The organism is Slackia equolifaciens (genome assembly GCF_003725995.1).
GTDB classification, from domain to species: domain Bacteria; phylum Actinomycetota; class Coriobacteriia; order Coriobacteriales; family Eggerthellaceae; genus Slackia; species Slackia equolifaciens.
The window spans coordinates 69592-88783 of the sequence record NZ_QIBX01000004.1; the positions used below are offsets into that span (position 1 = coordinate 69592).

The 19192-nt window shown below is 61.8% G+C and carries 18 protein-coding genes and 1 tRNA gene; 13 read left to right on the top strand and 6 right to left on the bottom strand.

What is annotated here, in order from left to right; translation table 11 throughout:
* Positions 1–110: 110 nt before the first annotated feature.
* The 10 genes from DMP06_RS03865 (at position 111) to DMP06_RS03910 (ending at position 9567) form a co-directional block, all read left to right on the top strand.
* Entirely contained in the window at positions 111–587 is a 477-nt protein-coding gene (locus tag DMP06_RS03865; RefSeq protein ID WP_123208439.1) for a 4Fe-4S dicluster domain-containing protein, read from the top strand.
* Entirely contained in the window at positions 587–2398 is a 1812-nt protein-coding gene (locus DMP06_RS03870; protein ID WP_123208440.1) for an aldehyde ferredoxin oxidoreductase family protein, read from the top strand. Before DMP06_RS03865 ends, DMP06_RS03870 begins: the two co-directional genes overlap by 1 nt.
* A 65-nt stretch (positions 2399–2463) precedes the next feature.
* Positions 2464–2736, top strand: coding sequence for a MoaD family protein (locus DMP06_RS03875; RefSeq protein WP_123208441.1), 273 nt, complete (start codon positions 2464–2466; stop codon positions 2734–2736).
* A gap of 98 nt (positions 2737–2834) precedes the next feature.
* Positions 2835–3332, top strand: a complete 498-nt coding sequence (locus DMP06_RS03880) for an NADH-quinone oxidoreductase subunit NuoE family protein (protein WP_123208442.1) — start codon at positions 2835–2837, stop codon at positions 3330–3332.
* Positions 3325–5124, top strand: a complete 1800-nt coding sequence (locus DMP06_RS03885) for an NADH-ubiquinone oxidoreductase-F iron-sulfur binding region domain-containing protein (RefSeq protein WP_123208443.1) — start codon at positions 3325–3327, stop codon at positions 5122–5124. Before DMP06_RS03880 ends, DMP06_RS03885 begins: the two co-directional genes overlap by 8 nt.
* Positions 5121–5882 (top strand): 2Fe-2S iron-sulfur cluster-binding protein, encoded by a 762-nt coding sequence (locus DMP06_RS03890; protein ID WP_123208444.1) that lies wholly within the window; start codon positions 5121–5123, stop codon positions 5880–5882. Before DMP06_RS03885 ends, DMP06_RS03890 begins: the two co-directional genes overlap by 4 nt.
* 345 nt (positions 5883–6227) lie before the next feature.
* Entirely contained in the window at positions 6228–6926 is a 699-nt protein-coding gene (locus DMP06_RS03895) for a HesA/MoeB/ThiF family protein (RefSeq protein WP_123208445.1), read from the top strand.
* 234 nt (positions 6927–7160) lie between these two features.
* Entirely contained in the window at positions 7161–8192 is a 1032-nt protein-coding gene (locus DMP06_RS03900) for an ABC transporter substrate-binding protein (protein ID WP_245962360.1), read from the top strand.
* A gap of 26 nt (positions 8193–8218) precedes the next feature.
* The gene (locus DMP06_RS03905) at positions 8219–8905 is read left to right on the top strand and encodes an ABC transporter permease (protein WP_123208446.1); all 687 of its coding nucleotides are present in this window, start codon (positions 8219–8221) and stop codon (positions 8903–8905) included.
* Positions 8902–9567 carry an ATP-binding cassette domain-containing protein gene (locus DMP06_RS03910; RefSeq protein ID WP_123208447.1) on the top strand — a complete coding sequence of 222 codons (666 nt, stop codon included), beginning with the start codon at positions 8902–8904 and terminating at the stop codon, positions 9565–9567. Before DMP06_RS03905 ends, DMP06_RS03910 begins: the two co-directional genes overlap by 4 nt.
* Positions 9568–9690: 123 nt before the next feature.
* On the opposite strand, the gene DMP06_RS03915 is transcribed toward DMP06_RS03910, so the two are convergent.
* From DMP06_RS03915 to DMP06_RS03925, 3 genes are all read right to left on the bottom strand, one after another.
* Positions 9691–11643 carry a molybdopterin biosynthesis protein gene (locus DMP06_RS03915; protein ID WP_123208448.1) on the bottom strand — a complete coding sequence of 651 codons (1953 nt, stop codon included), beginning with the start codon at positions 11641–11643 and terminating at the stop codon, positions 9691–9693.
* Between the two features lie 110 nt (positions 11644–11753).
* Positions 11754–13073 (bottom strand): molybdopterin molybdotransferase MoeA, encoded by a 1320-nt coding sequence (locus DMP06_RS03920; protein WP_123208449.1) that lies wholly within the window; start codon positions 13071–13073, stop codon positions 11754–11756.
* A gap of 72 nt (positions 13074–13145) precedes the next feature.
* The gene (locus DMP06_RS03925) at positions 13146–13673 is read right to left on the bottom strand and encodes a hypothetical protein (RefSeq protein WP_123208450.1); all 528 of its coding nucleotides are present in this window, start codon (positions 13671–13673) and stop codon (positions 13146–13148) included.
* A 204-nt stretch (positions 13674–13877) separates the two neighbouring features.
* Between DMP06_RS03925 and DMP06_RS03930 the strand changes: the two genes are divergently transcribed.
* On the top strand, positions 13878–14828 hold the full coding sequence (locus tag DMP06_RS03930) for an MBL fold metallo-hydrolase (protein WP_123208451.1): 951 nt from the start codon (positions 13878–13880) through the stop codon (positions 14826–14828).
* Positions 14829–15122: 294 nt separating this feature from the next.
* Positions 15123–15199 (top strand) — tRNA-Met (locus DMP06_RS03935).
* Positions 15200–15303: 104 nt separating this feature from the next.
* Here the strand turns inward: DMP06_RS03935 and DMP06_RS03940 are convergent.
* Both DMP06_RS03940 and DMP06_RS03945 read right to left on the bottom strand, forming a co-directional pair.
* Positions 15304–16251 carry a GGDEF domain-containing protein gene (locus tag DMP06_RS03940; protein ID WP_161957811.1) on the bottom strand — a complete coding sequence of 316 codons (948 nt, stop codon included), beginning with the start codon at positions 16249–16251 and terminating at the stop codon, positions 15304–15306.
* Between the two features lie 238 nt (positions 16252–16489).
* A complete protein-coding gene (locus DMP06_RS03945) occupies positions 16490–17551 on the bottom strand; it encodes a class I SAM-dependent methyltransferase (RefSeq protein ID WP_245962361.1) in 1062 nt (353 codons plus the stop codon).
* A 124-nt stretch (positions 17552–17675) separates the two neighbouring features.
* On the opposite strand from DMP06_RS03945, the gene DMP06_RS03950 reads away from it, so the two are divergent.
* Positions 17676–18533 carry a TIGR02452 family protein gene (locus DMP06_RS03950; protein ID WP_123208454.1) on the top strand — a complete coding sequence of 286 codons (858 nt, stop codon included), beginning with the start codon at positions 17676–17678 and terminating at the stop codon, positions 18531–18533.
* Positions 18534–18680: 147 nt separating this feature from the next.
* Here DMP06_RS03950 and DMP06_RS03955 read toward each other — a convergent pair whose 3' ends face one another.
* Positions 18681–19097: a PaaI family thioesterase gene (locus DMP06_RS03955; RefSeq protein ID WP_123208485.1), complete on the bottom strand. Its 417-nt coding sequence runs from the start codon at positions 19095–19097 to the stop codon at positions 18681–18683.
* Positions 19098–19192 lie beyond the last annotated feature (95 nt).

Consider the following 19192-nt stretch of genomic DNA (forward strand, 5'->3'; position numbering starts at 1 on the left):
AAACGAGCAAGTAAGCTCCCCAAATCGGCGACGTCGCGTTTTTTCTGCCGAACGCATGGTTTACTGGACTCAAGTGCTTTACGGCCGAACTCGAATGAAAGGGGGAATCCATGGCTAAACAGTTGGTCGTGGATCCGAAGAAGTGCGTGAGCTGCCGCACCTGCGAGCTGGTATGCTCGTTCAAGCACAACGAGGAATTCAATCCACGCCTTTCCAATGTAAGCGTATTCCACTACGAGGATGCCGCCATCACGGTGCCCATCATGTGCATGCAGTGCGACGAGGCGTCCTGCGCCGCTATCTGCCCCACCGGCGCGCTGCGTCGCAACGCCCAGGGCGTTATCGAGCATGACGCCAATAAGTGCATCGTATGCAAGATGTGCGTGAGCGCATGCCCCTTAGGCAACATCTCGTACTCTCCCGCCAAGCGCATGATTCATAAGTGCGACCTGTGCGGCGGCGAGGCCTGGTGCGCCAAGTATTGCCCCACGGGAGCCATCAGCCTGGTAGACCCCGATGAGGTGCCGGACAAAAAACAGCTTGCCGCCGACAAGCTGAAGGCGGCCGTCGAGGAGGTGCGTGCATAATGACGCAGGCAAACGGCTGGATCGGAACGATTCTTCGTATCAACCTCACCGAAGGCTCCATCAAGAAAGAGCCCCTGAACATGCAGGACGCTCATGACTACGTGGGCGCCCGAGGACTGGGAACGAAATACTACTGCAACGAGGTCGACCCCAAGGTTGACCCGCTTTCCCCCGAGAACAAGCTGATCTTCATGACCGGCCCGCTCACCGGCACCGCCGCATGCTCGGCAGGCCGCTACGAAGTCGTGTCGAAGGCGCCGCTTACGGGCATCATCGGCGCTGCGAACTCAGGCGGCCATTTTGGCCCTGAGCTGAAATACGCGGGCTACGACGGCATCATCTTCGAGGGCAAAGCCAATCATCCGGTGTATCTGCACATCAACGACGACCAGGTAGAGCTGCTCGATGCCAACGAGCTGTGGGGGCAGGGCGTCCATGAAACCACCGAGGCCCTCGAGGCCAAGCACGGCAAGGTGCGCGTGTCTTGCATCGGCACGCCCGGCGAGCGCTGCATGCTGTTCGCCGCCATCATGAACGACAAGAACCGTGCGGCCGGCCGCGGCGGCATGGGCGCGGTGATGGGCTCCAAAAACCTCAAGGCCATCGCCGTGCGCGGAACCGGCGGCGTGACCGTTGCCCGCCCCGAGGGCTTCATGAACGAGGTCACCAAGGCGCGCACCATGCTCAAAGAGCACCCCGTCACCGGCAACGGTCTGGGCACCTTCGGCACCGAGATCCTCGTGAACATCGTGAACGAGGTGGGCGGCCTGCCTTTGCGCAACGGCCGCGACGGCTCGTACTGGGAGCAGGCGGACGACACCTCAGGCGAGAGGCTGAACGAAACGCACCTGGTGAAGAACCAGGGCTGCTTCGGCTGCTCCATCGCCTGCGGGCGCGTGACCAAGATCGAAGGCAAGGGCAACCTGGACGGCTTCGGCGAAGGCCCCGAGTACGAAGCGGGCTGGAGCTATGGCGCCGCCTGCGGCGTGAACGACATCTCGTCCATCGTCAAGGCAAACTTCATCTGCAACGAGCAGGGCATGGACCCCATCACCCTGGGCTCCACGGTTGCCTGTGCAATGGAGCTCTACGAGATGGGCGCCATTCCCGAAGAGGATATCGGATTCCCCCTGCGCTTCGGCGATGCCGCTGCCATGGTGAAACTCACGCAGATGTGCGCCGACGGCGAAGGCTTTGGCAAGACCATCGGCCTGGGATCGTACCGCCTGGCGGAGAAGTACGGCCACCCCGAGCTTTCCATGAGCGTGAAGAAGCAGGAGATGCCCGCATACGACGGCCGCGCCATTCAGGGCATCGGCCTTGAGTACGCCACCTCCAACCGCGGCGGCTGCCACGTGCGCGGCTACATGATCAGCCCCGAGGTGCTGGGCATTCCCGTAAAGCTCGATCCGCAGGTCACCGAGGGCAAGGGCGCCATGCTCAAAACCTTCCAGGATCTCACGGCCCTGTGCGACTCCACCGGCATGTGCCTGTTCACCACGTTCGGCATCGGCCTGCCTGAAATTGCGGGCCAGTACCGCGAGGCTGTGGGCTCGGACGAAACCGACGAGGAGATTCTGCTCAAGGGCGAGCGCATCTGGAACCTCGAGAAACGCTTCAACATGGAAGCCGGCGTCGAAAAAGACACCCTGCCCCCGCGTCTTTTGCGCGAGGCGTTGCCCAGCGGCCCGGCCAAGGGCAAGGTGAACGAGCTGCAAACCATGCTCGCCGACTACTACGAGGCGCGCAATTGGACCGCAGACGGCATCCCCACGCCCGAAAAGCTCGCCGAACTGAATGTGACCTATTAGACCCGTCATGGGAGGCGAGCCCTGCCCGCCTCCCGCTCGTTCGTTCCCTTCAAGAAGGTTCGCCCATGCTTGTGAAGTTCCTGGCGACATACCGGCAGATTGCGCGCTGCAAATCATGCGACCTGCCCGCCCCTTCCAATGTGTTGGAGCTGATGGAGGCGCTTTGCGCCCGCTGGCCGGAATTCGATGGCCTCATTCTGAACAAGGAGAGAACGGACAAAGGCGACGACGTGATCATCCTGGTGAATGGACGCCACATCGAGCACTTGGACGGCGTGGCCACGCGCCTCACCGAGCAGGATTACGTGGTCATCACCCCTCTGGTCGCAGGAGGATAAGCAATTTTCATACATCCGGCCGCTCGCCCCGACAGGGGCGGGCGCTTCGCCTTTCGCCCGTTCTCGATGCGGGCACATCCATTTGAAACGAGGCATCCATGAACGATACGGACCGCGCCTCGAAGATCACCGCGATCATCGAGGCATATCCCGCAGACCGCCGCTTCGCGCTGGCCGCCATGCAGGACATGCAGCACGAATTCAACTACATACCCGAAGAGGGGCTCGCCGCCCTCGCCGACTACTTGGGCTGCACCAAGGCGCACCTCTACTCCATGGCAACGTTCTACAAGGCGCTCTCGCTGACCCCCAAAGGAGAGCATATCATCAAGATATGCAACGGCACCGCATGCCACCTGCGCGGCTCGGTCAACCTCGCCACCGAGCTCAAGCGCATCCTGGACATCGAGCCGGGACAAACCAGCGCCGACGGGGAATTTTCGGTGGAATACGTCAACTGCCTGGGATCGTGCGCCCTCGCCCCCGTCATGGTGGTCGACGGCGTATATCACAACAAGCTTAAGGTCGATCAGATTTCCGGCATTGTTGATAGCTACCGCACGGATGATTCGAAGGGCGTGATCGGCGATGATTAACGGAACCGACAGAATTCTCGTCTGCTGCGGCACAAGCTGCATCGCCAATGGCGCGCTTGACGTGGCGGACGCCATCGAAAAGGAGCTCGAAGCGCGCAACCTGACCGGCGACGTGCGTGTGGACGTGGTACGAACCGGCTGCTCGGGCGAATGCGAGCAGGGCCCCGTGGTGCGGTTTATGCCGCGCGACCTGATGTATTACCGCGTTGCCGCGCGCGACGCCAAAGCGATTGTCGATTCGCTCGATGGCGCACCCGTGAAGAAGCTCCTCCACCGGCGCGACGGCCAATTCTTCGAGCACATGGACGACAACCCGTTCTACGCGCTTCAGCACAAGGTGGTGCTCAAAGACGTAGGCATCATCGACCCCTTAAGCCTTGACGACTACATCGCTCGCGGCGGGTACGAGGGCCTGAAACGCGCGCTCGCCATGACGCCGGACGAAATCATCTCGGAAGTGGAGAAGAGCGGCCTGCGCGGCAAGGGCGGAGCGGGATTCCCCACCGGGCGCAAATGGCGCAGCGCCGCCGGCTATGACGAATGGCCCAAGTACATCGTATGCAACGGCGACGAGGGCGATCCCGGAGCGTTTATGGACGGCTCCACAATGGAGGGCTGCCCCCACGCCGTGATCGAGGGCATGATAATCGGCGCGCTCGCCATAGGCGCCGAGGAGGGCGTGCTCTACATCCGCGACGAATACGCCCTTGCTCGCGACCACATCCAGCACGCAATCGACGACGCGTACGAGGCGGGCATCCTGGGGGATTCCATCATGGGCACGCCCCACAAGCTGCACCTGTCCATCGTGCGCGGCGGAGGCGCGTTTGTGTGCGGCGAATCCACGGCGCTCATGGCGTCCATCGCCGGAAAGGTGGGCGAACCGCGCGCGAAATATATCCGCAGCGTCCAGCGCGGTCTCTTCGACAAGCCCACCGTGCTGAACAACGTGGAAACGCTCGCCTCCATCCCCACCATCCTGCGCTTCGGCGGCGATGAATACGCCAAGCTGGGCACCGAGAAGTCCAAAGGCACCAAGGTGTTCGCCATGGTGGGCAAGGTAAAGCACACCGGCCTGGTGGAGGTGCCCATGGGCACCACGCTGCGCACGTTGATATACGACATCGGCGGCGGCATCATGAACGACCGGCCCTTCAAGGCAATACAGACCGGCGGCCCGTCGGGCGGCTGCATACCTGAATCGCTGCTCGACCTTCCCGTGGATTTCGACACGCTTACCGAGTACGGCGCCATGATGGGATCGGGCGGCATGATCGTCATGGACGACCGCTCGTGCATGGTGGAGGTCGCGCGCTACTACGTGGATTTCCTCTGCGAGGAGAGCTGCGGCAAATGCACGCCATGCCGCGAAGGCCTGCGCCAGATGCGCGCCATACTCACCGACATCTGCGAGGGGCGCGGTCGCGCGGGCGATATCGAGCTGCTCGAGCGCATCTGCCACACCATGCAGGACGTTTCGCTCTGTGCGCTCGGACGTACGGCGCCCAACCCGGTGCTGACCACGATCAAATTCTTCCGCGACGAATACGAGGCCCACATCGACCGCAAGGAATGCCCCGCCGGCGTGTGCCCCGACCTCACGCGCTTCACGATCGACGCAGAAGCATGCACGGGCTGCGGCATGTGCTCTCGCGTGTGCCCCGCGAATGCGATATCCGGCGAGGTCAAAGCGGCGCACGTCATAGACCCCGACAAGTGTATCGCCTGCGGCAGCTGCCGCGACGCCTGCCGGTTCGACGCTGTTGAAACGATGAGGAGGATGCCGGCATGAGCGACACGTTGACCATCACCATTGACGGACGCCCGTGCGCATGCGAGCCGGGCGAATACCTGTACGACGTGGCGGAGCGCAACGGAATCCACATTCCCGCGCTCTGCCGCTCCGACGCGTTCGAGGACCATCGCGCCTGCTGCCGCGTGTGCATCGTGGAAGTGGAGGAACGCGGAAGACGCAAGGTGGTTACCTCATGCGTCTACCCCGTAGAGCGCGAATGCACGGTGTATACCAACTCGGAGAAAATCGTCGAGGAGCGCGCCGTCACCCTCGCCCTGCTGGCGAAGCGCGCGCCCGATTCCGAAACGATCGTCTCCATGGCGCAAGAGGCAGGCGAGCTGGACGGCTTCGATAGGCTGATCACCCTCGACGGCGAAAAGTGCATCCTGTGCGGGCTGTGCGTGCAAGCATGCGACAGCTTGGGAACGGGCGCCATCTCCACCGTGAATCGCGGCGTGGATAAAAAGGTGAGCACCCCCTACGATAAGCCTTCGGCAGATTGCATAGGCTGCTTGAGCTGCGCAAACGTATGCCCCACGGGCGCTATCGAATACACGCAGGACGCCACGAGCCGCACGATTTGGAGCCGCACGTTTGAGCTTGCGTTCTGCGAACGCTGCGGAAACCTCATGGGCACAAGGGAGGCCGTGCATCGCGCCGCCGAGAAGGCGGGCGTTGAAGAGCCCCGCGTGTGCGACGCCTGCCGCAAGAAAGAACTCGCCGACGAGATGATGCAGACGTATCGCTACGTATAAAGCGCAGGGCGTTCGAACGCCAGCCGTTCACGGCGAATCCGCCATCGCAGACACATGAGCACCGCCGCCCCTCATCGTGGGGGCGGCGGCTCCATCGGATAGAACAATCCAGCGCACCGCTGGCCCAAGCCGCCTGCGACCCAGCCCCTCGCTCCAAACCGCCTGCCGCCCGGATCGGCGGTGCCCATAGGATCACGGCAGGAACCTGGAGGCCGTGATGGACGATGCGGCCTAGCAGGCGGTTCCACATAAACGCAGGGAAGGAACGCCGCGAGCCCCATTGGCGAATAGCCAACGCCCCATGATATGCTTAGATGCAACGCCGCCTTTTGATCAGGAGCCCGCATGCCCGTCGAACAACGATACCTTCGCAATATCGAAGCGCTCACTGAGGAAGAGTGCCGCACGCTTTCCGAGGATCGCGTCGCGGTGGCAGGGTGCGGAGGACTGGGAGGGTCCGTCGTGGAAGCGCTCGCTCGCATTGGGGTGCGGCACCTGCGCCTCATCGATGCCGACGTCTTTGACGAGACAAACCTCAACAGGCAGGTTCTTTGCACCGAGGCGACAGTGGGCCTGCATAAGGCGGAGGTCGCGAAACGCCGCATCCTCGAAATCGATCGCAAGGCGAAGCCCGAAGCAATCGTCTCGTACCTCGACGAGAGCAACGCAGCCGACTTGATTCGCGGCATGGACTGCGTTGTGGATTGTCTGGATACGCTCGAGTCGCGCTTTTGGCTGGCGCACGCCTGCCAGGCCCTGGGCATTCCCCTTGTGTACGGCGCCATCGCGGGGTGGTTCGGACAGGTGTGCACCGTGCACCCGGGCGACGCCTCTTTCGTTTCGATATACGGCGAGCCGTTCGGCACAAGCCAGCACGCGCGGCTGGGGAGCCTTCCCTTCGCGGCGTATGCCACCGCCGCCGTGCAAGCCGCCGAAACGGTGAAGGTGCTCCTTGGAAGACCCGGGCAGATCCGCAACCGCCTGCTTATGATCGACCTGCTCGACGGGTCGATGGAGAGCATAGAACTCGCCCCGATCCCGTAGACGAGCGCACAGCATATTCTATTCAAGAACGCGAACATTCTTAGAACAATATATTCTATTAATTGAATAATATTATCCATATATACAATTTTTGGTGCACTATGCCGATGCTCTCCCAAGCAAAGGTTTATCTTTCCCTTCATTTGGCTATAGTTTTTCCTGGATTGCGAAAAGAAGCATGGAATGATTGCGTGGCCGGAAAGCGCAGCTTCTTTTCGAGCAAAGGGGGGAACCATGAAGAAAATCCGCATTGGCATCGTCGCCCTGCTTGCGGCGTTCGTGATGGCGCTTTCGCTCGCCGCCTGCTCGTCGCAGAGCAGCGAGCCCGCCGAGGAAGACACCTCGACGCCCGCCGCCACGACCGAGGAAAGCACCGAGGCAGCGGCCACCAACTTGACCATCCTGTACGAAGAGGATGACAGCCTGATCAACACCTACTCGCTGCTTGCCGTGAATCCCGACGCCCCGTTCGTGGACGCCGACGGCAACGAGGTCGCCGACGTGGCGATTAACTCCGAAGGTGCCGCCGCCTTCATCGATTGGATGCTCTCCGACGAGGGCCTCGAGCTGATCGCCGATTACGGCATGGCGGACTTCGGTGAATCGCTGTTCACCGTCAACGACGACGCGCCTCACTATGACGGCGACATCCCGCAGGCAACCGACGAGACGAAGGCCATCCGCCTGTCCACCACCACGTCGGTGAACGACTCCGGCCTGCTCGATTACCTGCTGCCGTACTTCGAGGACGAATACGGCTATGAGGTAGAGGTGTATTCCGCCGGCACGGGCAAGGCCATCGCCAACGCCGAGTCGGGCAACGCCGATGCCATCCTGGTGCATTCCAAGAGCCAGGAAGAGGAGTTCGTGACCGCCGGTTTTGCGTATACGCTGCCCGGCTTTGACTCCGAACGCCTGTCGTTCATGCACAATTATTTCGTGCTGTGCGGCCCCGCTGACGACCCCGCAGGCGTAGCCGACGCAGCCACCGCGCTCGACGCCTTCGCGCAGATTGCCGACGGCAAGTACCCGTTCGTTTCGCGCGGCGATGCCTCCGGCACGCACACCAAGGAAATCTCGCTGTGGCCCGAGGACCTGGGCATCACCACCGAGGCCGACAGCGTTGCCGACTATACCGATTGGTACACCTACTCCAACGCCGGCATGGGCGCCTGCCTGGCCATGGCAAACGAGACGAACGCGTACATCCTGTCCGACAAAGCGACGTTCCTCACGTTTGAGGCCAACGGCGGCATCGTCGAATAACGCCGCAGAAAAAGGGTTGAGGGCACGTGCTGACCGCATTCGAGGAGGCCATCGCACTTCTGGTCTCGGGCGATGAGATGCTGACGAATATCGTCCTGGTGACGCTGCGCATGAGCATCGCCAGCTCTCTCATCGCGCTCGCCATAGGCATGCCACTCGGCACGGCCCTCGCTATGGGGCGCTCGAAAATCGTTTCGGCGCTCGTTATTGTGAACCGCACGCTCATGGGCGTCCCGCCCGTGGTGTGCGGTTTGCTGTGTTATCTCATGTTCTGCGGCGTCGGACCGCTGCGCTGGCTCCAGCTGCTCTACACCGTCGAGGGCATGGTGGTGGCGCAGGTGCTTCTCATCACGCCTATCGTGGCGGGTAACATGGAGTCGTACGTTCGAGGCTTGGTGGATGATGTGCGCGAAACCGCCCGAGGCATCGGGCTCTCGCGCGTTCGCACGGCGCTGCTGCTTCTGGGCGAATGCCGCTACCAGGTGTTCACGGTCTACCTCATCGCCTTCGGCCGCGCCATCGCCGAGGTGGGTGCCGTATCCATGGTGGGCGGAGCCATCGCCTACAAAACCAACGTCATGACCACGGCGATCATGATGTACACGAACCGCGGTGACTTCACCTTGGGAATAGCGCTGGGCATCATCTTGCTGCTGATGTTTCTCACGCTTAACGTAGCCGTGAGCATCGTGCAAAGGAACGTGGCTCGATGAGAATCGAAAAAGCCGTCAAGCGATACGGAACGAAAACGGCGCTCAACGTAGAGGGCATTGAATTCCCCCGCGGCCAGATCTGCGCCGTGATGGGCGTGAACGGATGCGGCAAAACCACACTCGCGCGCGTACTCGCGGGAACGACCAGGCCCGATGAGGGCGGTATGATTCTAGACGCCGGAGAAACCGTCGGCTACATGCCGCAGCGCAGCTACGCGTTTTACGGGACGCTCGCCCATAATGTGGCGCTCGGGGCGAAAGGGCGTCGATTCGACGAGCGCTGCCAAGAGCTTGTCGAAGCATTGGGGTTATCGCACCTCGAGCGCGAGAGCGCCAAAAAGCTTTCGGGCGGCGAAACCGCACGCATGGCGCTCGCTCGCGTGCTGGCGGGCACATGGACCCATCTGGTGCTGGATGAGCCCACCGCCGCCCTCGACATCCCCTCGACCCTTGCCGCCGAGCGCCTCATGCGCGATTACTGCACCGAGAAAAACGCCGGCATCGTGGTGGTGACGCACTCTGTGAGCCAGGCCCGCCGCCTCGCTGACCACGCCATCTTCATGGATGGCGGGCGCATCGTGGAAGAAGGCCCCGCCGCCGCCATCCTCTCGCACCCGCAAACGCCCGAGCTGTCAGAGTTTCTCGCAATATTGGGCTCGTAGCTGCCGGGCGCCAAACGAACAGCAGCCTAGGCCGCTTCAACCTGCACGCGCCCGCTCTCCACCCCAACACAAGCCGCATCGTTCACCCGAAGAACTTCGTTTGCACCACCCGACCGCACGCACCTAGATCTGCGCACGGGTCTCATAATGCCGGCGAACCATTCCCGGGCTTTCTACGCGATACCCGCCCATGGCCTCGATTCGCGCGCGAAACTCTTCGCTTTGGAGAACCTCCAAAAGCGCCTGCACCATGGGCGTATCCCACGCATAATCGGGAATGAGCAGGTCATACTGCTCCTCGCACACGGGAACGAAGCCCAGCCCGTAAATCTTGGCGGCCGAATAGATTCCCATGCCGGCATCCGCCGCCCCCGATTCCACGAGCGCCGCAACGGCGGTGTGGGTGAATTCCTCATGGTCGTATCCGTATATGGACGCAGGGTCCACATTCTCCTGCTTGCACAGATAATCGCTGAGGATGCGCGTGCCCGAGCCTTTTTGCCTGTTCACGTATCGCATGCCTTCCTGCGCCAGATCGGCAAGCGATTCGATGCCCAGCGGATTGCCCGGAGCCACCATGAAGCCCTGCTGACGATAGACGCACTCCACTTGACGCACCCCGCCCTGGGGAAAATGGCGCTCCAGGTAGGAGGCGTTATACTCGCCCGTCGCCTCGTCCAGCAGATGGATGCCGCCGCAGTGGTTTTCGTGCCGCTTCGCCGCAACGATAGCGCCCATCGATCCCACGTGGGTCGATGCGACGGAGAGCTCCGGCTGCTTAACGTGCATGATCTGGGCGATCTCGTCAATAAGCGGATCGTGGCTGCCAATGACCACCAAGGATCGCTCAATCTGGGCAAGCGGGCGCAGCAGGCGAACGCGCGTCTTCTCCCCCGCCTCAAACCCCTCGCTGTTCTGGGGAATCTCCATGATGCCGTCGGCTTTGACGAACGACGTGACCACGCCTGCCCCACGCGAAAGCGGCGTCGCAACGAGCTTGCCCTCTACCGCGCCCAGACGAACGCGCACATACTCCTTGTGCTTGAGCGACGATGTGCACGGCCGCGCCAACGTTGCCTCGGCCGAAACCCCATCGGCGAAAGAAGCGCCCAGGAATCGTTCAAGAACAGGCCTGAGCAGGGATTCCACCACCACAATGCCGCTCACTGGGTACCCGGGCACGCCGATAACGGGCACGCCGCGAACGATGCCCGCCATGGCGGGCTTGCCGGGCTTGATGGCAACGCCGTGGAACAGAAGCTCGCCGGCATCGGCAACCACGCGCGCCGAATAATCGTCGCGGCCCGCCGATGATCCCGCGTTGAGCAGCACGGCGTCGCATTCCGACACCGCCCGAAGCAGCGCGTCGCGTACCGCCTCGGGACTATCGGGCGTTATGGGGTACGTCACCGGCTCGCCGCCCCACGAGCGCACCATTCCCGCGAATATCGTGGAGTTGAACTCCATCACGTCGCCCGGCCTGGGATCGGGGCACGGGGGAACCACCTCGTCACCCGTGGGAATAATGCCCACTTTGGGCCGGACGACCACCGGCACCTCGGCGATGCCCGCCGCCAGCATGGCGCCCATGGCGGCAGGAGATATCACGGTGCCCGATGTAAGCAGCATCTCACCGGCGCAGATATCCTCCCCGATTTGCCGCACATTGCCCCACGGAGATGATGCCTTATAGAGCGTTACAGGGCATACGCCCAGTTCATGCATCCCAACGCCCTCAGGCAGCACGACATCCTCCACCATCACCACCGCATCGCAGCCATCAGGCAGAGGGTCGCCCGTGTCCACGACCACGTACCGGTCGGGTTGCACGACTACGGGAGTAGTGGATGTGGCGCCAAACGTAACCGATGCCTGCAACGCTATTCCGTCCATCGCGCACGCGTGGTAATGAGGAGCCGAAATGCGCGCATAGAGCGGTTCGGCCGTGATGCGGCCAAGCGACTCGGAAACCGGGACAAGCTCCTTTTTGACCCTTCCGCCCAATTCGTCGAGCGCGTCAAGCAGCCGCTCGATTGCCTCCTCGCACGCGATATTGGTCAGATACGCAAAAGCCATATTCGTCCTCCCTTTTCCTGCCAAGCGGCCGAGCCAATTCGAAACGAGGCGCAAGAATGAGCCGAATGGGCACTGCCCCGAGCAAATGCATCCAGCGATTGAGCCGCGCGTCACGAGAAAAGTCGCACGTCCACGCGCTGCCCCGCTGACGCTCCCTCGGTGTTACGCCCGATCACGATATACCCATCGGCAGCAGCAAGGCTCGAAATCAGCCCCGACTTGCTGCGCACCGGAGAGGCGAAAGCTTCGCGCCCATCCTCGTCAAACGCCCCGCGCGAAGCCTTACCGGATGCGCCTTCGGAATGAGGTTCCGCACCTTGCCCACCTTTAAGGCGCGATGCGCAATCTGGCTCTCCCTCGAAACGCACCGCGACGAATTCGGCGCGCCCGTGATTCGAGGGAATGCCCTCGCGCAACGTCGCCCGCCTGACGCGCCCGCCCGCATCGCCCGCTCCGCACATCCGCGCAAGCAGCGGACGCACCACCTCGAGAAACATGAAGTATGCGGCAACGGGATGCCCCGGCAAGCCGAACGCAGGTTTTTCCCGCACGGCGGCGCACATCGTGGGCTTACCCGGCTTGATAGCCACGCCGTGGTACAGAAGCTCGCCAAGCTCGGACAGCACGCGCGCCGTATTGTCCCTCTGCCCCGCAGACGACCCGCCCGAAACGAGCACCATGTCGCACTCCTCGAGCGCACGCCGCACGGCGCTGAGCAACGCATCGTATTCATCGGGCACGATGGGGTACCGAACCGGGCGCGCGCCGCATGCGCGCACGGCGGCGGCAAGCATGGGAGCATTCACATCGCGCATCTGCGCCCCCACGGGCTTGCGGAACTCATCCACGATCTCATCGCCTGTGGATATGACGGCCACCGAAACATCGTCAAGCACCTCGCACTCCGTGATGCCCATGCTCGCAAGAGACCCGATGTGGTGAGGAGCGATGCCCACACCCGCACGCAGGACCGGCTCTCCGGGCTTCACGTCGTCGTTCTTGAACACCATGTTGTCGCCCGGGGCAACCGCCCTCATGATGCCCACCGTGCCGTCGCCGTATTCTTCGCATTGCTCCAGCATCACTACCGCGTCGGCGCCCTGGGGAACCTGTCCGCCCGTGAGAATGCGCATGCATGTTCCGGACGAGCATGCCGCATCCGGCGCGACGCCCATTTCGACTTCGCCGACAAGCGTCAAGATGGCGGGCAAAGCCTCCGAGCATCCAAACGTGTCCGCAGCCCTTACCGCGAACCCGTCCATAGTCGACCGATCGAACGGCGGCACGCCCTCCTCGGAAACGATGTCGCGGGCAAGCACCTTTCCCAGCGCACCGTCCAACGATACGACGCGCTTGCGATTCGCACAGGAACCGCCAAAGCGCTCGAGAGGAATCGAGCGCGCCTGCTCCAAATCCACCACAGTAAGCATCCCTCACCTCCGCTTTGTACCGCTCCGGCCGCCAGGAAAGCCCGGCTTCGCTCCGCCCTTCCCCAATCTGCCTCATCGAACCATGAACCCAGCCAATGCCGCCAGCGCGAATGCTGCAGCGCATACGCATGCCGTGACGCGCACCGCGGCTCTATAGGAGCGATCGACACCCAAATCTTTAAGCAACGATTTGCTTCCCACGCACACGTGGGCGGCAAGAGCTGCGGCAAGTGCCGCAATAACGAATACGCCCGAAATGTTGGACAGCATGTCGTGCGCCCCTACCGTCCTGATCACGAAAACGTGCACCGCTGCGGCCACGAGAAGGGCCACGCCTGTCGCCCATTTGAGTGCGAGATGACGCTTTTTGTTGACGCTAGGAGGGCGAACGGTGTCGGTGAGCTGCAGAGCGCTCGTAGCCCCGCACAATGCTACATGGGCAGCCGCCAGCGCGGCGCCAATCCAAACCACCCACGCAAGCCCCGTCGACAAGGGAACGAGCCCGGCAACGCTCCCGATTGACGCATGCAGCAGGAAGAATGCGGCGATGCAGGCCGAAACCACGCCGTTTACCAGCCGTGTCTTCGATTTTTTCGCCATGACTCCCCCTCTTATCCAGCGAGAATTATTGTACTCTTCAGGGCGAAAGATGCGCCTACGCGTCAGCGGGCGAGCCGCCTTTCCCCTTAAGCGCGCAGGGCAAAATGACTCACCGCCATACACGATGCGCTTGTTGACTCGCGGCCCCTCGCGGTCTATAACCGTCGAAAACCCGACACGAAATACCACCAGAGGGAGACGCCCATGAAGGCCACCGTGCTGATCGACAACAAAGCCCCCTGCCGTCTTGCGAGCGAATGGGGGCTTTCGGTGCTCATTGAACATCGCGGGCGCATGATGCTGCTTGATACCGGCGACAGCGGGGCGTTCATCCGCAACGCGGAGGCGCTGGGCATCGACCTTTCTCGCGTGAAAAGCGCCGCCCTTTCGCACGCACACTACGACCATGCCGATGGGTTCGATGCATTCTTCCAGGTCAATCGTATAGCCAAGCTTTACATTGCCCAATCGGCCCACGAGAACTGCTACGGCATCGACCGGGGCGAAATGGTGTACATGGGCGTTTCGCGCGGGCTGTTTGCGCGCCACGCCCGCCGCATCGTACGCGTAAGCCAACCCACCGAGATTGCGCCCGACGTGTGGGCCCTTCCCCATTCAACCGCCGGACTTTCCCAACGGGGCCTTGAGGCGCGCATGTTCGTGGCACCCGATCGGCCCGATTCCACGGGCGCTGAAGCATTCGACCATCCCGACAATTACCTTGGCGATGCGTTGAGCGGGAAGGTGGCCGACCTCTGCGCGGCGCACGAGCGCGTGCGGTCTTGCGTTCCCGTTCCCGGCGAAGACGAACTCGCCCCCGATGACTTTTCGCACGAGCAGAGCCTTGTTGTGAAGCTGGACACGGGAATCGCCGTGTTCAGCAGCTGCTCGCACTGCGGACCCGATGTCGCTATCGCCGAAGCAAAGGCGTTCATGCCCGGCGAACGCATCCTCGCCCTTGTCGGAGGTTTCCATCTCTACGAAACGTCCGACGAGGAAGTGCGTGCACTGGCGGCGCGCCTTAAGGTGGCAAACGTGGAGCGCATCTACACCGGCCACTGCACCGGCGATCGAGCGTTCGCGATTCTGGTAGAAGAGCTCGGCGAGGGCATGGTGAGCGAAACCGCCAGCGGCCTGACTATCGAGCTGGATTAGCCGAGGGATGGCTTCGGTGTAGCGCGCTTGCGCCGAGCGTCGTCGACCGCCCGGCCATCGCTCGTCCACCCCAATCGTCACCCGCCCCGACAGACGTGCGCCCTGACAGGGGGCGCCGGTAGGCGCCCGCCCCAACAGGCACCCGTTCTGGCACTCACTCACTCGGTCAGCATTTGCCAGAATGCTCGATTATGAAGGAATCATGTCGTTCGAGAGATTATAAAAATAGTTCTTGCAGAAGCAGCAATCAGACGATAATATACCTTTTCGCACTCAAGAAGTGCTCGTACATAGTGCGGGGTGGAGCAGTCTGGTAGCTCGTCGGGCTCATAACCCGAAGGTCGTTGGTTCGAATCCAGCCCCCGCGACCAACAATTCCCCGGCTCTCGCCGGGTTTTTTATTTTCTGGCACCTTCGGCATTGCGCTTCGCTTTTCGCGCCTTCGAACCAGCGTCTCGTTTTTGCGCCTTCGAACCTATACCTCATCGTCGAAGAACATGGTGGCTTTGCCGGAGTGTTTCGCCTTGTACAGCGCCGCATCGGCGCGGCGGTACAGATCGTCGAACGACTCCCCCGCCACACGCTGCGCCACTCCCACCGAAAGCGTAACCAGAAGCCCCGGCGTAATGTCAAACATGGATTGCCCGAACGCGTTGCAAAACTGCTCCACCTTGGCGCGCACCACATCGCGATTCACCAAACGGGCGAAGTACACCACGAACTCGTCGCCACCCAGACGGCCCACCACGTCATCAGCTCGCATGTTCTCCTTGATTGCATGCGCGAGCGCCACGAGAGCAGCATCGCCAGCCTGATGGCCGAACCGATCATTGATGTTCTTGAAATCGTCAACGTCCACAAGAAGCAGCGTGCCCTCGGCATCACCCGCCGCCGCATCAATGAGGCGCGTGGTTTCACGGCGGTTGAGAATTCCCGTGAGGGCATCGGTCGTCGCCTCACGCCGCAGCCGCTCGATGGTGTGAATGTGCACGTCGGCAAGAGAAGAACGAGCGCCGATGCCGTCAGACTCCTCGGGAATCGATGCGTGGATCAGCGTGAGCTTCCAGGCGCCGCCAATCAGCTTGAAGGTCGCGGTCATGCGCAGCAAAACGGGATTTGTCGCTGATTCGAAAGAGGGAGAGCGGGTCACCATAACAGAAGCGCCGCACTGCATAATGCCGGGCGCGAGTTCCCACTCAGCATACCCTGCAACCACATACCCCAAAGGCTTCGGATACGCCGCGAGTTCCTCGGCCAAAAGGCGCGACAGCTCATCCTTGTTACGCACCGCCTCGCTTGCCCACGTCCCCAAGGCGCGCACGCCGTCGCTTGCCACCTCGAGCGAGGCGGCAAGATCGCGCTTGGTGAAATACGCGTCAAGCATGGCATCAAAAGCCGGACGAACCGTGCCCACGGCGCTCATCCCTCCTCGCAACGACACGACGTTATATAGGAATGCAAGCATAACGAAAATTCCACGCAAAACGTTGCGCAACATTTCAAAAGTGCCAAAGCTAAGGCAAACGTTGACCCCATGGAGTCGCTTTCCAAAGTTGGGACGATTGTTCTTGACCAATATGCCCTGCGCCAGAGCAACGTCCTAGGCCTGGTGCGCCTTGAAGCAGCCAGGCATAACGGCAAGGTCCATACCGGCCAAACCCCTAGGCCCGACGCACTTTGAAGCAGCAATGAATCTTGGGATTGCGCGCGAAATCATAGGGGATGGTCTGCGCGGTAATGTCCTCTATGGCAACGCCCGCCGCCGCAAGCGCTTCATAATCGGGCTTGAAGTTGCGCAGATTGCAGCTAAACACCGCCTCGCCGCCTGGCGCCAGCAACCGCACTACGTGCGACAACAGCATCACGTGATCGCGCTGGACGCTCCACGTGTTTTTGCCCATGGCCTTGGAATTGGAGAACGTGGGCGGATCCACAAAAATCAGGTCGAACCGCGGCTTCTCGCGGCATGCACGCACGATCCATTGCAGCACATCGGCGCGCACGAACCCATGCTCGGGCCCGTCGCAACCGTTGAGCTCCATGTTGCGCGCGGCCCACGCGAGGTAGGTTTGCGAAAGGTCAACCGTGAGCGTGCTCTTCGCGCCACCCACCGCGGCATGCACCGTTGCCGTGCCTGTATAGGCGAACAGGTTCAAGAAACGCTTGCCCTCGGCCATCTGCCCCACCATTTCGCGCGTGATGCGGTGGTCCAGGAAGATGCCCGTGTCCAGGTAGCTGCCCAAATCGATCTCGAACACGTTGCCCGACTCCTGCGTATACATGATGCAGGCGTCTTTTTGCTGGTCAGTGTACTGACCGCCGCCGCGCTCGTGGCGACGCGTTTTAAGGAACACACGCTCGCGCGGTACCGCAAGCACCGCCGACGCGATTGCCACGGCGTCCTCCAGGCGCATACGAGCTCGCTCGGGATCGACCGATTTGGGCGCCTGGTACTCAGCGATGCACAGATAGCTCTCGCCCTCGCTTTTCCACACGCCATCATAGCGGTCGATGGCGAGCGCGTAATCGGGCAGGTCGGCGTCATACATGCGATAGCATGAGATGTCGTTTTTGCGCGCCCACTTGCGGCGATCCTTCGCCACCTTCTTAAGGCGCGCAGCAAACTGGTCGGCGCCCCTATCGCGCACCTGAACGGGTACCTCGGCGCCCGTTTCCAAGTTGGTCACGTTGATGGTGAATGGTGTGAATTCGTTGTTTTCCATGGCGCATATACTACGTGAGATTCTTGCCGCACGCAGCGCCTCGAGCCAAATTACATGGTTTCTTGCACCGAAGCGCCCGCTCATCCTCTACAATCGATTGAGGAACCTATGTGAGGAGGACAGCATGCCAACGAGGGACGAACGACGCGCCGAAGCCGCAAAGCATCTGGCGCTGGTGAACGGAGTATTCGCGAAAGAGACCGCGACGGCGATCGAATCGGCCGTCATCTACGAGGACGGCGAAGGCCGAGCCCTTGAGCTGCCCGAGCCCGCATTCGAAACAACCGTCACGCGCGCAACCACCGATTTCGCATCTAACGTGGTGCATCGCGCGGAGGGGAAAACGCTGGTGGTTGATCCCGCTTCTTTCACCCGCCCCGGCGGCGCCTACGAAGACGGCTCGTTTGGTCCGGAGCAAATCCTGTGCGCCGATAGCAACCTCTATCCCGTACTGCGCGGCATGAAAAAGACGTATTACGATGCCAACCGCGGCTACCAATGCGGCCAGCTGTTCACGGGACGCGCCCTGTACCTTGAGGGCATCGTGTTCACGCGCGGAGGCGACATGAAGGCCGCCGACGTGCTCGCCATCGCGGAGCCCAACCGCCAGCGCGCGCTTGAGAATCACCGCTCCGAGGCGGAATGCGACAAGGTGCTCGCAGACCGCATCGAAGCCATCATGCATATCGCCGCGGCTCACGAAATTGAAACGCTCATCGTGGGCGCCTTTGGCTGCGGTCGCGAAGCGGGCGACGAGCAGCGCACGATTACGCTGTTCAAGGAATGGATCGCGGCACACCCCGGCACGATCGCCAACGTGGTGTTCGCTGTGCCGCGTGCGCACTTCTCCGCATTCGATGCGGCATTCGGCCAGACCAAGAAGCCGGTTGTCGCGCAAGCGGCCCCTACTGAAGACGCCGAAGAGGACGAAGGCTTCACCTTGGATTTCGAGCTCCCCGAGGGCATTACGCTGCGCTCGTAACGAGGCAGCACCAGGCCCTGCGCAAGAAATACGCAACCCAGCTCCTGGACGCGAAAAGAAGGTTCAAGAAACGGGTAGCGGCTCCGCCCTTGCGCAGGGCCTTTTCGTATCCGCATGTCTCTCGTGCGCAAAGGCCCCTCAAACGCGCTACCCCTCAATTGGCCCCAACAGGAACATATTGTGGGTAGACTGAAACAGCAGCTTGCCCGTGGCGGCCTCGCGCGTGGTCACGCGAATGACCGCAGTTGACCGGCCGGCGTGAATGGGCTCGGTGGTCACGTCAACCTTGCAGCATGGTACGGCCTTGAAGAAATTGATGCTGGCGCTTTGGCACACGTTGTCGGAGCCCAGCGTAAACGTGGCAAACCCCGACCCAATCTCTCCGATGCAATACCCCGTGCCTCCGTGAATGCCGCCGTGGTAATTGCCCAAGCACGCGGGAATGTCCATGGTGAAGTGCACGTAGCCCGGCTCGGTCACGTCGATGATCTCGATGTTGTCTTGGAAATCCGGCGAAGGCGGAATATTGCAGCGCATTTTCTCCAGCATCACGCTCTTTTCCATGGGAAATTCCCTCTTTACGGCCATCATTGCCCCTCTCTCCAACGCCAAGCGGCTTAATTAGTTCTACTGTTCTCGATTAAACAGCCGGTTTACTT